Here is a 14,570-nt window from a genome sequence, read left to right as displayed (position 1 = left end):
AAAAAAAATTAAACAACCTGAGTCCTTATGAATATAGGACTCAGGCTGCTTAAATGTTCTTTTTTATTCCTGTCTACTTGACAGGGGTCACTTCATTGGAGTGACGCCCTGCTTCAAACAAAATATCCATGACACAATCATAACACGTCGAAAACAAAAAAATCTGTCATCTTTCTGTCATTTTTCTTTCAGTCCTCCGTCACTTTAATAAGCTTTGTAAAATTTCAATGTGGATTTTTTAGATATATGAAAAAGACCGTCGTAAAAATTGACGGCGATGCTTTTTCTTATCTCTTTTCATTTACATGGTTCTCGTTACTTGAATAATGTATCTTCAAAATTTGGCTTTATTACTTAAAAGGTTTCTCCAATTCCCAATATAACATTTCACCTTTAGCAGAGGTTCTTTCCATTCTCACCTTTTCAAGAACCCTGATGGATGCAACGTTGTCTTCTAAACATTCAGCAATAACTTTCTCTACTTGTCCAGAAGAAAATGCCCAATCAATTAGTCCTTGAACTGCTTCTGTTGCAAAACCTTGATTTTGTGCAGTTGGAATGATACCGTACCCTATCTCCACTGTCTTCTGGTCATTAGGTTTTCCCTTGAATCCAATATCACCAATAACTTGATTATTCTCCCTAAGTATGACAAACCAACCCCCCCAACCTTCAACGGAAGAATCTCTCTTTAACTGCTCCAAATACATTTCAATATGAGGTCCCGTATCATATTGATTGGATAATTTATAGTAATTTTCTAAAGTACACGGAACAATTAATAAACGTTCAGTATTAATTTCCAAAACTCTCCCCCCAAAAAAGTTTCTTGCTTGATTTTATCACATACATTTTTATTAAATAATATTACCCGTTAGCCAACCATGAAGCAGCCTTCACCACGGATGATGGAAGTTCATTCGTTCTTCCATGGGAGTTGAAGAAGTAAATTTAGTAAACCACGCTACATAAATAGCACCTAGAATAAGCACTATGCAAGTAGTGGTCCTAATAACCGTGATGTAATCATCATAAGAGAAACCCCTTTAAGAGCACCCCCTATACATCATTTAGTTTCGTGGGGGAATGTATTGTAATTCCCTCCTATTCCCTATTATTCTATATGTCATACTCCACACACTATGTTGTATAGGGGGTGAATCATAATGCCAAATGGAAACTCTAATAGACCTATTCGCGTACCGGCCACCGACTTCGAAACAGGGGGGAGGAAATGGACGTAGGGCACTTGACTTTGTAACGGGCGCGTTTGAAAGGTTAAGCAGTGGTCCCAGTTCCTCCGATTATACATCACAGGTGTGCCAAACGATACCATGTTCCATTCGTAAATGACTTGCTTTTTTGAAAAAATGTTTCTGCTCTTTCAGGCATTGTGGAAATATTCAGCAGAGCATCCATCATCGTCATTCACTCCTTTTGCCATTTTTCAATGATCTCTTGTCGATGCTCATCTTGCTGCGGCGCCTGCTTCCTCTTTGTAAATATCTGATCGTCATAACGGGTCGCAACATCAATCCGCTCTTTCGTAATATGAATCATTTTTCGATAGTCCTCTTTAGAAAACCATGCTTTCGCCTCTCCTGCCTCCAAAACCGGAGTGAGACAGCAATCGACAGTTTGGCTAAATTCAATCCATTCTGGAAGCGTTTTTGTTTTAAACCATTGTACGATTTCCTGAAAAACGGGATTTTCTTTTCTGGCAGGGGAATGATGGTAGTTGATCCATTCCGGTTTCCCGGCAGCAAGGCAAAAGTTTTTCCAAAATTTCTTTTCAAGCGCGGCTAGACTCATGTATCGCCCGTCTTTTGTTTCGTATATATAATAAGAAATAATCGTTCCGGCAAGCTGTTCAATTCCGTTTTTCTTTCCGGTATAATGCTCGATAACAAAATGGCTGTTCATCATCGCCAGCAGCCCATCTAGTAAAGAAAGGTCGATGTACATTCCTTTTCCCGTTCGCTCGCGGTGATAAAGCGCGGCAACAATTTGCTCGACAGCTACGATGCTGCCGATCAAATCGGCGAATGTAAGCGAAGGATGAACGGGACGTCCTGTTTTGTCTTTCAGCTGAGCCAATACACCGGTTACTGCCATATAGTTGAGATCGTGACTGCCGAAAGAGGCCCATTTTCCCTGTTGTCCATAACCGGTAATAGAGCAATAAATAATCGCTTCATTGATCAAGAGAACGTCCTCATAAGCAAGTCGAAGCCGGTTCATCACTCCCGGACGAAAACTTTCGATGACGATATCCGCCTGTTTAATAAGATCTTTGGCGATTTGTAAGTCGGCTTCCTTTTTTAAATCGAGAACAATGCTTTTTTTGTTTGCGTTATTTGCTTCAAATAGATAAGCTAGCGAGCGCCCCAAATCGCCGGTCGGTGGTTCAACTTTTACGACTTCAGCGCCTAAATCGGCTAAACGAAGGCTTGCAAACGGACCGGGAAGGTAGTGAGAAAAATCAATGACTTTAACGCCTTCCAGCAAACCATCAGCTCCCTTCTAGACTAAATCGAGGTTTTTTGCAATAATCATTTTCATAATTTCGTTTGTTCCAGCGTAAATCGCGCTGACCGGAATGTCACGGTATCGTCTAGCAATCTCGTATTCTTCCATGTAACCATAGCCGCCGTGAAGCTGCATACTTTCAGCAGCCACACGTTTTGCCATTTCGGTAATCCACCATTTGGCCATCGATACTTTTGTTACGACATCTCGCCCAAGTATATGTTGTTCAATGACATCATCGAGAAACGTTCTTCCTAACGCGATTTCTGTCGCCATTTCCGCAAGGCGAAACTGAACAGTTTGGAACTCGCTAATTCTTTGTCCAAACGCCGTTCGCTGTTTCACGTATCGTTTCGTTAAGTCAAACATCACCTCTGCCGCTGTTTGCGCAGCAATCGCCACAACAAGCCGTTCTTGTTGCAGCTTTTCCATTAAATAATAAAATCCTTTTCCTTCTTCACCGAGCAAATTTTCCGCTGGAACTTTCGCATCAGTGAAAAATAATTCTGCGGTATCTTGGGCGTGCAGCCCGACTTTTTCTAATTTTCTGCCACGCGTAAATCCGGGGGTATCGCGCTCGATAACAAGCAAGCTAATTCCTTGATGGGCCGGTTTGGCGTTCGGATTTGTTTTACAGACGACGATGACTACATCGGCATGAATGCCGTTTGTAATAAACGTTTTTTGTCCGTTGACAATATAGAAATTGCCATCTCTGATTGCCGTTGTAGAAATCCCCGCTAAATCAGAGCCGGCCCCAGGCTCTGTCATCGCAATCGCTGTAATGATTTCACCGGAGACACACTTCGGCAACCATTTTTGTTTTTGCTCTTCTGTTCCATAGGCGGCAATATACGGAACGGCAATATCATTATGCAAACCAATTCCGACCATGCTTGAACCAACTTTCTCTAATTCCTCGTTGATAACGACAGAGTAAGCGAAATCGGCGTTCAATCCGCCATAGGTTTCATCGACCCAAGGACAGAGAAAGCCATTTTCCCCCATTTTCGTCCAAAACGCTCGCGGAATGATTCCTTGCTTTTCCCATTGCGAGAAGTACGGGTATGCTTCTTTTTCTAAAAATTTGCGAAAAGCATAACGAAACATGTGATGTTCTTCGCGTAAATAAGCGGCCGTCATTTCTTTCCTCCTCTACGATGACGTTGCTTTTTTCATTTGTTCACGAAGCAAAAACTTTTGAATTTTCCCGCTTGCGTTACGCGGCAATGCGCCAACAAAGTAGTAAGCACGCGGCCGTTTGTAAGCAGCTAGTTTATCGCTGTTTTTACAAAACTCTTCTAACTCTTCTGCTGTTAAGTACGGATCTTTTTTCACGACAAACGCGACAACTTTTTCTCCCCATGTTTCATCTGGCTCTCCAAGAACGGCGACATCAAGCACGCCTTTATGTTCGTATAAGACATCCTCCACTTCGCGCGGATATACGTTTTCACCGCCGCTAATAATCATGTCATCGACACGGTCAGCAACATATAAATAGCCGTCCTCGTCCATATATCCTAAATCTCCAGAATGGTACCAGCCTTTATACATCGCCTTTGTGGTGGCTTCTTCACGGTTGTAGTAACTGATCATCATGCATGGACCTTTCACAACAATTTCCCCCACCTTCCCCGGCGGCAATACGTCATCCGGGTCGGACGGTCCTTCCTCTCTCGGCTTTACGATACGAATTTCGTGGTTTAAGCAAGCACGCCCCGCAGAACCGGCTTTTGTCAATTGTTCATTTTCAAATAAAAACGTCACCGCAGGTCCCATTTCGGTCATTCCATATGCTTGAATTAAATCGATTCCTAATCGTTCCTTACATTCTTTTACAAGGACTGGAGCCATGGGAGCAGCGCCGTACAATCCGACACGAAGCGATGACAAATCATAGTCTTCAAGCCTCTCTTGCAAAAGCATATTCCACATTGTCGGGGCAGCAAAGAAAACGGTAATGTTTTCTTGTTCAATTACACGCAATACTTGCTTCGGATCAAAATGATGGAGGATGATGTTTGTTGCTCCGGCATGAACGCGCGGCAAAAAACAGCAATGCAATTCTGCGCAGTGGAACATCGGAGCGCTGACAAGCCCGCGATCTGTATCGCGAATGTGCATTACTGAATTACAAATAAGACTTTGTTCGATCATATCGCGATGGCGATGCATCACTCCTTTTGGCCTTCCCGTTGTCCCACTTGTATACATAATCGCGTAAATATCGTCTTCTGATACGCCGATGCGGGGAGATGTTGCTGGAGCTTGTTTGACGCGTTCGTGGTAATTCGTTGCATAGTTTGGTGTGTCTTCGTCAATGTACCAAAACGAAATGTGAGGGAATGTTTCGTGAATGCTTGTTATGTGCGGCTCAACCGCTTTTTCAAATAGAACGATTTTCGGTTCGGCATCGCTAAAAATGTAAGCGATTTCTTTTTCCTTCAACCGAAAATTAATCGGATTAAAAATCGCTCCGATTTTGGCGCAAGCAAAAAAAATCGTTGCCAATTCGCTCGTATTAAACAGAACAGTGGAAACGCGATCCCCTTTTCTCACGCCGGCCTCGATCAAGGCGTTGGCCAACCGGTTTACTTCCGTTTCCCATTGTTCATATGTGTAGCGAAGTCCTTTACTGACATCGACAAGCGCTTCCTTCTTCGGAAATTTTCGTACCGTCTGTGAAAATACTTCACCAATGGTTACATACAACTTTCTCTTCCCCCTTTACCGTTTCATCGTATAAAAGAGCCATTACCATCTTATAGAGAAGGGAAAACGAATATTACACAATCGAATATCTATTTAAATTATTCTGAATGTTTAATATGCACCTTCCCTCATTTATCAAATTCTACGTACCAGCGAAAAATCCTTTTATACAACAAAAATAAGGAAGGTCATAAACAAACCCTCCTTTCCTATGAGCCGACGATTAGATCGCGGTCACGAATAAGCATGAGTTCTTTTTTATCGTAACGTCCTTCATGTAACAAGCGTACCGCTTGTTTGCGAATTGCTTTTTCGATTAAGTTTCGCACATAGCGACCATTACTAAACTTTTTATGGTTTTTCGCTTCAAGCAACTCTTCAATATGGTAATACAGTTTCCGTTCCGCTTCAAACGTAAATTCATACTCGCGCTCGCGCAACATTTGTTTGGCGATGTTCACTAATTCATCCACAGTGTAATCAGGAAACTCAATAATTAATGGAAATCGCGACGGTAGTCCTGGATTTAAGGAAAGAAAATAATCCATTTCTGCTGGATATCCGGCAAGAATGACGACTAAATCTTCACAATAATCTTCCATTCCTTTTACAAGGGTGTCGATCGCTTCTTTTCCAAAATCTTTTTCCCCTCCGCGCGCCAATGAGTACGCTTCATCAATAAACAAAATGCCGCCGCGAGCCTTCTTAATTAAATCTCTTGTTTTATTGGCTGTATGTCCGATATATTCTCCCACTAAATCCGCACGCTCTGCTTCGATAAAATGTCCTTTTGAGAGAACATTCATTTCGAAAAACAATTTTCCTAATAAACGCGCCACCGTCGTTTTGCCTGTGCCGGGATTGCCTTTAAAAATCATGTGCAGCGCTTGTCTGTTTGACTTCAAACCATTCTCTTTTCTTATTTTATTAATGTATAACCACGCATAAATTTCTTTAATAATTTTTTTGACGTTTTCTAATCCGATGAGCTGATCTAATTCTTTTTGAATTTCTTTTAACACAATATGTTCTTCGTAATTAAATTGCTCGTTCCGCTCATCTTTTACTAAATGACTGCTATTCTTTGAGTTTAAGACGATATTAATTTGTCCTTTTGCCTTATTCATCGTTAATTCTGACAAAGGAACGTCACCTCACTTTAACATTTTCAGTCCTTGGGCGCATATCAAGATTACATTCTTCGATATACGTTCCATCCCGTTTGTAAACACTATATACCATATCCCCTTTTCGTTCCTTATCAGTATACGTACATCATCGCGAATTCGTGACAATCGCCTAGGAACAAGGAAACGACGACACATTCCGACATTCACTGTCTATTTTTGCGCTTTCCCGAGAAATATTTTTTGTATATTGTATTCGTCCACATTTGTTTTTACGAATAAAAAAAGTATCCGCCTTTCACAGGCGGATACTTTGAAACATGTATACCAATGATAGAGAAATTGCCTTCCATATGAATTCCTCTTTATCTAGGCAACTCTCCGCTTTTTGTATCGTTTATTCAGTTTCAAACTGAACATTCTTTTCTGGGGCAAACGTAGAAATAGCATGCTTATAAATAAGCTGCTGTTTGCCTTGTACTTCCAAAAGAACCGTAAAATTATCAAACCCTTTTACAAAGCCGCGAAGTTGAAAGCCATTAAGCAAAAATACAGTTACTTGTGTGCCATCCTTACGCAATTGGTTTAAAAATTGGTCTTGAATGTTAATTGAATTTTTCATGAATCGTCCTCCTCTTTTCTCTCTACCTACTTTTTATATATTCGCTTCTAATCGAAGCTTTCCTGCTATGTAACGCAAAATTTCCTCGGTTTTCTCCGCAAAGGCTGAGAGATCGGTCATATCAAACCATTGGACAGGCATTTTATTGCGAAACCATGTAAGCTGTCGTTTCGCATAACGACGCGAATTTCGTTTTAACTGTTCCACTGCTTCCTCCCAAGACATGTGTCCATCTAAATATGCATAAAATTCCTTATACCCGATCGCTTGAATCGATTGGCAGTCGCGAATTCCCTGCTCATATAAGGATTTTACCTCTTGAAGCAATCCTTCAGCGATCATTTGATCAACCCGCTCGTCAATGCGACGGTACAATTGCTCCCGCTCCATTGTTAACCCAACTAATGCGACGTCATAAAGAAGCTCGGGAGTTTGTGTTTTTTGCCATTCCGTCATCGTTTTTCCCGTGCAATGGTAAACTTCTAGCGCACGGATGACACGACGTACATTATGTGGATGAATTCGCTCTGCGCTTTGCGGATCGATTTTTTTTAACCTTTCATGAAGGGTCATCCCCCCTTTTTCCTCAGCGATACATTCTAGATGACGGCGATACGTTTCATTAGAAGGAGCATCAGAAAAACGATAATCGTAAATCACGGATTGTATATAGAGACCGGTTCCGCCAACGATCATTGGCAAGTTTCCACGCCTCGTAATCTCGCGAATTAACGGGCGAACGAGCTGCTGAAATTCAGCAACAGAAAATGATTCATCCGGCTCTTTAATATCAAGCAAATGATGCGGGATTCCTTCCATTTCTTCCGGTTTGATTTTCGCTGTACCAATGTCCATTCCTTTATAAATTTGCATCGAATCGCCGCTAATGATTTCCCCATTTAACCGTTTCGCAAGTTCGATGCTCATTTTTGTCTTCCCTACAGCCGTCGGACCAATAATAACAACCAATTTCTCTCCCATAAACGAAACCACTACTTTCTATACAGTTGTGTAACACTTATTTATTATACCCAAGCATAGCAAAAAATATCACGATGTTTTCTACGAAACCATTAATCATAGAAAGCAATAAACAAAGATACATAAAAGGATCCCGCCTACAGGCAAGATCCTCAAGTGAACAAACCATACCATTATATTTTGAATTTCTGAACGAGGTGTTGTAAGTCTTCCGCCATTTTGGATAGCGAAACAGAAGAGGAAGAGATTTCCTCCATGGAAGCTAATTGCTCTTCCGTTGCTGCTGATACTTCTTGCGTTTCTGCAGCCGCTGATTCGGCGATGTTACTGATCAATTGCATAGACTGAACAATTTGCTCAGCCCCTGCAGACAGTTGTTGGACCGAGGAAGAAACTTCTTGGATTTGTGCCGCCACTTCATTAATGGCTTCTTTAATTTGACCAAATGTTTTCCCGGCTGTATGAATAACATGAATTCCATTCGCTGTTTCTTTTGTCGCTATTGCCATCGATTGAACGGCTTCATTTGTTTCTTGTTGAATCGTCGCAATAAGCGCCGAGATTTGTTGCGCAGATTCCGCCGATTGCTCCGCTAATTTTCGAACTTCATCTGCTACGACAGCAAAGTCTCGTCCGTGTTCACCTGCCCGTGCTGCTTCAATCGCTGCGTTTAATGCCAACAAATTCGTTTGCTCCGCAATCCCTGTAATGACTTCAATAATTTTCCCGATTTGTTCAGAACGTTCTCCTAGCCCTTTTACAACGCTTGCTAAATTCGTTACCGTTTCGTTGATGGAGTTCATTTGATCAACAGCTGTTCGAATCGTTTCTCCGCCTTCTAACGCTTTTTCTGAAGTATTTCCAGCGATTGCGGCTACATTTTGAGCCCGCTCAGCAATGTGGTGAACACCTTTTGACATGATTTGAACCGTTTCCGATGTTTTTTCTACGCTTTGGACTTGTTTTTCTACTCCTAAAGCTACATCCTGCATTGTTACAGCAATTTGCTCGGTCGCTTTGCTTGTTTGTTCTGCGCTTGCTGTCAACTGCTCAGACGATGCTGCTACCTGCTCTGCATTCATCACCACTTCTCGAATTACTTCTCGCAAATGTTTCGCCATTTGGTTAAATGATGTTGCTAATTCACCAATTTCATCTCTATTTTTCACCTTAATTTCAGCACCTGTAAGATCTCCAGCAGCAATTTGTTTTGCAGCTTCCGACAGCGCCATCACAGGACGGGAAATGATCTGGCTAATATAAAAAGCAACGAATGCACCGACTAACATAGCAACAAGTCCATAAATAATGATCCAATTCTGAATAGATTGCGCTCTTAAAGTGGTTGAACGACTGCCTTCGTCTAATGAACGTTGCTGCAATTTTGTTAATTGATCAGCCGTTTCGTCAAACTGCTTCATGATTTCTCGACATTTTGTAGCAACTAATTCCGTATAGCGTTGTACATTATTTTGGCGTTTTAGTTGAAACACTTCTTTCCCAAATTGGTAAAATTCCAGTTCCAATTAATCTAAACGTACAAGCAGCTCCTTTGCTTCGGTTTGAGTGAGCGTTTTTGCTAATTCATTACTTAATTGTCCATATTCATCATGAGCTTTATTAAAGTTTGTTAATGATGTATCGTCACCAGTAATTAAATACCCGCGCATACTTCCCTGTTCTTGCTTAATGATAGTTTCCAATTATTGGACTGACACTAATTTTTTTACTTTATCATCAACTAAGTTTATATAACGATTGTCTATTAATTTAATTTCATAATAAGCCATCGCAACGATTACAGCTAAAATAGCTAAAACAGCCGAAAACCCAGCAAACAGCTTTTTTCTTACTGTCATCTTCACAGCGAGGTCCTCCATTCACCCATATCTTTTTTTCTTCAAGCAACTCAGACTTTGTTGAAACATGAATAGAAAGAAACCAACTAGGCGAAAACCGTCAAATTTTTTAAAGATTCCTTCCTATTCTATCTTTTTTATCGGAAAAGAGCTATTGAGTTTTTCCATGCTTTATTGAATCATTTCTTTGCCTTCCGCGATATTTTTCTTGTTTGTTGTTGGCTCATCTTGGATCAAAAAGGATGTCAATAAGGCAACAAGACTGCCGGCAAATCCAAATAAAAATAAATGGTGGATTCCAGTCATAAAATCAACCGCTTTTGTTAAGAATGCTCCCATAATCGTGACCCCGATCGCGGTTCCGATATTCCGGCAAAACATGAAAAATGACGTGGCAATTCCTTTTTCATGCGCCTTCGCTAACTGTTGTGAGCCGATAATACCGACAGTCGAAGTAAGACCGAACGACAATCCTTGAATGAACATCACAAAAAACACATAAAAGAAACCATGATGTTCATTTAAAAGTGCCAGCAATAATCCACATATCACGAGAAGAAGGTTGCCGATGATCAATAAGAAACGATAGCCATATTGTAAGATCCATTTTCCGGCTGGTACAGCGGCGATCATCCAGCCAATCGATGCCCCAAGAAGAGCAACACCGCTTACAAATACAGATTGATGTGCGATATTTTGTAAAAATAGCGGGATGTAGCTCGATGTTCCAAACAGTGCAACACAACTGACAAACCCATTGATATTCATCCATTTCAATGTTTGATGATGAACTAACGATAACGGAACAAGAGGCGAGACTTGCTTTTTCTCATACATATAAAAAACAACAAGCACCAATGCTCCAATGACAATGTAAATCCATTGGTTGCTTTTGACAACCGTAACAAGCAGAAGCAAGCTAATCGCCAGCGCAAACAATACAGCACCGATATAGTCAATCGCTGCTTTTTTGGGCTCGTACACTTCCTTATACGGCAACAACGTCAATAAAGAAAGAAGACAAATCGGAATATTGACATAAAAAATCCAGCGCCATGACATATACTCCACGAACAAAGAGCCTAATAGGGGCGCAAGAACAGCAGAAATCCCCCACATCGCGGTAAAAAATGCTTGAATTTTCCCCCGCTTTTCAATAGGGAATAAATCTCCAGCAATAATCGCAGGAAACGGCATCATAAATCCAGCTCCAATCCCTTGAATCGCACGGAATATAACAAGTTGTATCATGCTTTGTGACATCCCGCAGAGGAGTGACCCGATTAAAAAGAGTCCAATTCCAAAGCTAAACACTTTCTTTCTACCAAAAATGTCGGATAGTCTCCCTGCGATTGGGGAAAGAACGGTCGTCGTAATCATATATGAAGCAAACGACCAAGCATAAAGCGAAAAACCTCCTAATTCCTTTGCAATAATCGGCATCGTCGTATTCATAATCGTCGTATCCATCGATGCCACTAGCATCGCCAGAACGATGCTTACCATAACCGAAGTCCGACTGTTCACGTTATGTATCCTCCTTTTTTTCTCTGTTATTGGAATATTTTATTTTACATGATGAATTTGTTTTTCTACAAAAAAAATGCTTAAAACATTCCTCAGAAAAAAAAGAGCCCCTTCTATTTATTATAGAAAGGGCTCGGACTATTTTTGGATCCGATCTTTCGACTAGATATATGACGCCTCGCTGAGATAGATGAAAAAATATATTAATTTACATTTTCTTCATTTTCTTTGAATGATTGTGTAGTGTAAGTCATCGTTAATCGGTCATTCGTCATGAAAAACACAAATAAAAACGTAAGCAATGCCGGAATAAGGCTCCACATAAACGTATGAGCAATGGAAGAAGATAACGCTGCTGTGATTTTTTCAAGCACAGGGGCTGGAATGTGCACACGTGCTTCCGGAGAAAGAATCGCTCGAGGATCTTGAACATTCATGCTTTGCACTCCATGCGACATTCCCTTAAACACGTCAGTTAATCGATCAGTAAACAGATTTCGTTGGATGATCCCAAATATTGTAATACCAATCGTCATTCCAAGTGACCGTAAAAAGGAGCTAGTCGAGCTAGCCGCTCCTCTTTCTGTTTCTTGAAAATGGTGGATCGCCGCCATCCCTAATACGGAAAAAGAGGACCCAATCCCTAATCCCGTAATAATCATATACCACGTAACCGTAAGGCGTGACGTTTCGGTCGTAATGGTGCTAAGCAAAAACATACCAATCACAAACACCGCTGTAAAAATGATCATGACGTTGCGGTAACTCATTTTACTCGCCAAAAACCCACCTAATTGCGCAGATACGGTCGTCGCTAACATCATCGGCAACAAAATTAATCCAGAATTCGTTGCCGAACCGCCCGTCACTCCTTGAATAAAGAGCGGAATGTAGACAGTTGCGACAATAAATGTTGCTCCAGAAAAAAAGCCAACAAGATTGCTGGCGGCAAACAAACGCTTTCTAAACATATGATAGGAGACAATCGGCTCTTGTGCTTTCGCCTCCACATAAAGAAACAGCAAAAATAAAACAGCGAAAGCAGAGAATAAACTAATGATGATATGAGAATCCCATTCATATTTATTTCCACCTAGTTCAAGGGCAAACATTAAACATACAATCGCTGGAACGAGCGTCATAACTCCCAACCAATCAATTTTTTGCTTCGTATGTTTCGGTGACTCGCGATAAAAAAAGGCCAACAATAAGAATGATAGAAAACCAAGCGGGATGTTAATATAAAACACCCAGCGCCAATTCAAATAATCAGTAATATAGGCACCGAGCAGCGGACCAAATATACTGGACAAGCCAAATACCGCACCGAAAAGACCGCCCATTTTCCCTCGTTGTTCCGGCGGAAAAATATCAAACATAATCGTAAACGCAATCGGAACTAGGGCACCGCCACCAATCCCTTGAATTGCTCGAAAAATGCTAAGCTGTACAATGTTTTGGGCAATACCACATAACATCGAACCAATTAAAAAGACGATTAATCCAAATATAAAAAACCGTTTTCGCCCGTACATATCCGATAGTTTTCCAAAAATAGGCATACCCGCCATCTCAGCAACCATATAAGCGGATGTAACCCAAACAAACTTGTCAAGTCCTCCTAAATCAGCGACAATCGTCGCCATCGCTGTCGCAACAATCGTATTATCCATGGACGCCACGAAAATTCCTAATAATAAACCAACAACAATCCATCCGATTCTCGGTTCTTTCCTTTCCATAACAATCCCCTTCTAAATTTATATTTTTTTGCTTTCTCTCACCGTTGCTTTTTCATCTTGTTGAAAACTTTCTTGATATTCTACAAGCTCTATATCGCAGCCGGGACCAATGATGATGTGGTTGCCTCTTACGATTTTGGCGTTTGTATGCTCTAAATAAATCTCATCTCCTTCAATCGTTTCTACCCATAGCTTTGCCGAATCATGAGACAATCGTTTCAGAAAATGAAGAACATTAAATACCTTACTCTTTGTAACACGAATTGTTTTTCCACCAATTTCAGCAATGCGGCTATCTGCGACATGAAGATAAAGATCAATGTGTTCGGCATTTAACGTCTTGCCAACCTCAACAACTCCTTTTACAGAAAAAGAGTCCGCTTCACAATCATGGTCTATCTTTATTTCTCCATAACCATGAATCGCTCCACCCACTAAATTTTCACTAATACGAACCACTCCGCGAAGATTTAAATCCTTTATGACAGAATATCCATGTATATCCATCTCACCAAAAATTTTTATTGATCCTACTTCAGCATTCCCTCTTATATTTGCTTGACCGAAAACGTCTACCGTCTTCGCTTCGACATTTCCGCTTACATCAGCATTTCCAAATACCTTCCATTGATCACAACGCAAGTCACCATTGATTGTGCCATCTCCACGAATTTTTACTTTGTTGAACGTTCCTCCAGAAGTCATGGCCGAGCCATTCACCGTTAGATGACGCGGATGATGATTTCCCATAACTGTCTCTCCTTCATATTTTTTTATAGCTGCCGACTTTCGCTCCTTTATCACATTGAAACGCATCTTTATATTCAACAAGCTCTATGTCGCAACCAGGACCGATTATCACTTGATTACCTCTCACTACTTTTGCTTTTGTATGTTCTACATAAATCTCGTCCCCTTCGATACTTTCTGCAGTCAATCCGACATGAAGAAATAACTTTTTAAAAAACGTCATTCCTTGTTGTTTTACTTCAATCTTCTCCCCTCCAATTTCTTTTGCTCGGCAATTTCCGAACAGTTTGATATGAATGTTTCCCGCATTTAATAATCCTCCGATCGTAAAACTACCGCTTGCATCAAACACTTCTGCGGCACAATCTCCAACGATTTCCGTTTCTCCATGAATGCACACTTCTTCTGCCATTACATTCCCTTTCACGTCCCCTCTTCCGTGGAAACGAATTTCTTTACACTCTATGTCGCCATGAATGCTGGCATTTCCTTGAATTTTAATCTGCTCCGATCGCAATGTTCCGATCATATGAGCCCGACCAGATATGTTCGTAACTTTCGCTTTCACATTTCCGTGAATCGTGGCATTTCCTTGAATGTTAAAATCAATACAATCAATGTCACCGTGCAACTTTCCATGTCCAGCGATTTTTACTAAGTTGTAAACTCCTCCTGAAGCATTACCAACACCTGCGATTACTAAATCCGGCCTTTCCAC

11 protein-coding genes and 1 pseudogene are annotated in these 14,570 nt (G+C 40.9%); all 12 read right to left on the bottom strand.

Features of this window, described 5'->3' with window-relative positions:
• Window positions 1-350: 350 nt before the first annotated feature.
• Window positions 351-806: a GNAT family N-acetyltransferase gene (locus HNR31_RS16540; protein ID WP_181557291.1), complete on the bottom strand. Its 456-nt coding sequence runs from the start codon at window positions 804-806 to the stop codon at window positions 351-353.
• Between the two features lie 622 nt (window positions 807-1,428).
• Window positions 1,429-2,508: a CaiB/BaiF CoA transferase family protein gene (locus HNR31_RS16535; protein WP_181557290.1), complete on the bottom strand. Its 1,080-nt coding sequence runs from the start codon at window positions 2,506-2,508 to the stop codon at window positions 1,429-1,431.
• A gap of 15 nt (window positions 2,509-2,523) precedes the next feature.
• Window positions 2,524-3,672, bottom strand: coding sequence for an acyl-CoA dehydrogenase family protein (locus tag HNR31_RS16530; protein WP_181557289.1), 1,149 nt, complete (start codon window positions 3,670-3,672; stop codon window positions 2,524-2,526).
• A 12-nt stretch (window positions 3,673-3,684) separates the two neighbouring features.
• Window positions 3,685-5,244, bottom strand: a complete 1,560-nt coding sequence (locus HNR31_RS16525) for a fatty acid--CoA ligase (RefSeq protein ID WP_181557288.1) — start codon at window positions 5,242-5,244, stop codon at window positions 3,685-3,687.
• A 209-nt stretch (window positions 5,245-5,453) separates the two neighbouring features.
• A complete protein-coding gene (spoVK, locus tag HNR31_RS16520) occupies window positions 5,454-6,386 on the bottom strand; it encodes a stage V sporulation protein K (RefSeq protein ID WP_181557287.1) in 933 nt (310 codons plus the stop codon).
• Between the two features lie 382 nt (window positions 6,387-6,768).
• A complete protein-coding gene (gene hfq / locus HNR31_RS16515; RefSeq protein ID WP_181557286.1) occupies window positions 6,769-6,993 on the bottom strand; it encodes an RNA chaperone Hfq in 225 nt (74 codons plus the stop codon).
• 33 nt (window positions 6,994-7,026) lie between these two features.
• Complete coding sequence (gene miaA, locus HNR31_RS16510; RefSeq protein ID WP_181557285.1) at window positions 7,027-7,974, bottom strand: tRNA (adenosine(37)-N6)-dimethylallyltransferase MiaA; 948 nt, start codon at window positions 7,972-7,974, stop codon at window positions 7,027-7,029.
• 173 nt (window positions 7,975-8,147) lie between these two features.
• A pseudogene (locus tag HNR31_RS16505) lies at window positions 8,148-9,854 on the bottom strand (methyl-accepting chemotaxis protein).
• A gap of 150 nt (window positions 9,855-10,004) precedes the next feature.
• Window positions 10,005-11,360 carry an MDR family MFS transporter gene (locus tag HNR31_RS16500; protein WP_181557284.1) on the bottom strand — a complete coding sequence of 452 codons (1,356 nt, stop codon included), beginning with the start codon at window positions 11,358-11,360 and terminating at the stop codon, window positions 10,005-10,007.
• 203 nt (window positions 11,361-11,563) lie between these two features.
• On the bottom strand, window positions 11,564-13,102 hold the full coding sequence (locus HNR31_RS16495; RefSeq protein ID WP_181557283.1) for an MDR family MFS transporter: 1,539 nt from the start codon (window positions 13,100-13,102) through the stop codon (window positions 11,564-11,566).
• Between the two features lie 18 nt (window positions 13,103-13,120).
• On the bottom strand, window positions 13,121-13,852 hold the full coding sequence (locus tag HNR31_RS16490) for a polymer-forming cytoskeletal protein (RefSeq protein WP_181557282.1): 732 nt from the start codon (window positions 13,850-13,852) through the stop codon (window positions 13,121-13,123).
• 13 nt (window positions 13,853-13,865) lie between these two features.
• Window positions 13,866-14,570 (bottom strand): polymer-forming cytoskeletal protein, encoded by a 705-nt coding sequence (locus HNR31_RS16485; protein ID WP_181557281.1) that lies wholly within the window; start codon window positions 14,568-14,570, stop codon window positions 13,866-13,868.

Source organism: Thermaerobacillus caldiproteolyticus, assembly GCF_013761245.1.
GTDB lineage: Bacteria > Bacillota > Bacilli > Bacillales > Anoxybacillaceae > Thermaerobacillus > Thermaerobacillus caldiproteolyticus.
The sequence above is the reverse complement of the archived record's forward strand: the minus strand, read 5'-3'. Positions and strand labels throughout refer to the sequence as shown.

Excerpts from the sequence above, each read along its gene's own strand:
- HNR31_RS16490 (WP_181557282.1), bottom strand. The coding sequence starts at position 13,852 with ATGGGAAATCATCATCCGCGTCATCTAACGGTGAATGGCTCGGCCATG.
- HNR31_RS16495 (WP_181557283.1), bottom strand. The coding sequence starts at position 13,102 with ATGGAAAGGAAAGAACCGAGAATCGGATGGATTGTTGTTGGTTTATTA.
- miaA (WP_181557285.1), bottom strand. The coding sequence starts at position 7,974 with ATGGGAGAGAAATTGGTTGTTATTATTGGTCCGACGGCTGTAGGGAAG.
- hfq (WP_181557286.1), bottom strand. The coding sequence starts at position 6,993 with ATGAAAAATTCAATTAACATTCAAGACCAATTTTTAAACCAATTGCGT.
- HNR31_RS16530 (WP_181557289.1), bottom strand. The coding sequence starts at position 3,672 with ATGACGGCCGCTTATTTACGCGAAGAACATCACATGTTTCGTTATGCT.